General features: G+C 63.2%; 1 protein-coding gene. It reads left to right on the top strand.

Annotated features, from left to right (window positions below):
* Positions 1–46: 46 nt before the first annotated feature.
* Positions 47–280, top strand: a 234-nt coding sequence (locus ADK52_RS12905) for a hypothetical protein (protein ID WP_159045925.1), incomplete at its 3' end; no start/stop codon positions are given.

Below are 280 nucleotides of genomic sequence, written 5' to 3'. Positions count from 1 at the left end.
TCAGGACGGTGTGGCGGGTCCGTGTCTGCAGGTGTCGTGGTCGTGGGTGTCGGGTGTTCTGGACGAGTGTGATGTCGTCGAGGTGTCCGGGTTGTTCGTTGAGGCGTTGAAAGCGATCACCCGTCACGCGGCCGATCCGGACGCGGGTGGATACACCCCCTCCGACCTTCCCCTGGTCTCCCTGAACCAGGCGGAGATAGGGGTGGTGGAGGGGCGGTGGAAGGACATTTCCGATGTGCTTCCGTTGGCTCCTCTGCAGGAAGGTCTGCTGTTCCACGCT

It is taken from the genome of Streptomyces sp. WM6372 (assembly GCF_001279655.1).
In the GTDB taxonomy this organism is placed as follows: domain Bacteria; phylum Actinomycetota; class Actinomycetes; order Streptomycetales; family Streptomycetaceae; genus Streptomyces.
Note: the sequence above shows the minus strand (reverse complement) of the source record. Positions and strands in the feature narration are given on the sequence as shown.